The following is a 587-nucleotide window of genomic DNA, read 5'->3' as shown; positions in this document are numbered from 1 at the left end:
AACGCGCCTACATCTACCTCGGCACCCTCACCCTCGCAACCCTCCTCATCTGGCTCCGCACATGATCCGAGAAACAGTGCCTAGGCCCCGGCCGCAGACCCGGGCAGCCAGCAGCACCAGCAGCCCACCATCGGTGGCTCGCCGACCGGTGGGCGACGGCGACAGCGGAGCGTACGACCCAAGACGTGGGCCGGCCCGGCGTACGGCTGCGATGCCACCTGGACCTGGACCAGCCGGTCGGCCCGGCCACGGAGCCAGTCGCAGCCCTGTCGATGGGTGACCCTGACCAGGGCGCGCTGAGAACCCGTGTTTGAACCTCTGCTGATCTCGTATTCAAGCCCTGGTGGAGTGCTTGGTGCGCACAGAACCCGCTCTTCGCAGTGGTGTGGCAATTCTGCCGCGAGAAGCTGCGCGGGGCCGTCGAAAAGTTGTCGAACCAACACCCCAACACCCCAGACCTCCGCGGTGCCCCGCGCCTTCGCTGCGATCCGCGGATCTGCTGGACCCGTAGGGCGGTTTCTCGTGGTCCCAGCGGTAGCGGCAGTCGAGCTCAACTAGGTCGCGGCTGTAAACCAGAGGCGGTCTCG

Annotated in this window: 1 pseudogene; it reads left to right on the top strand. The window is 67.0% G+C overall.

Annotated features, from left to right (window positions below):
• Positions 1–173 precede the first annotated feature (173 nt).
• A pseudogene (locus GAS53_RS58720) lies at positions 174–314 on the top strand (hypothetical protein); the annotation flags it as partial.
• Positions 315–587: the final 273 nt, after the last annotated feature.

It is taken from the genome of Streptomyces albicerus (assembly GCF_008905045.1).
Lineage (GTDB): Bacteria > Actinomycetota > Actinomycetes > Streptomycetales > Streptomycetaceae > Streptomyces > Streptomyces albicerus.
The sequence above is the reverse complement of the archived record's forward strand: the minus strand, read 5'-3'. Positions and strand labels throughout refer to the sequence as shown.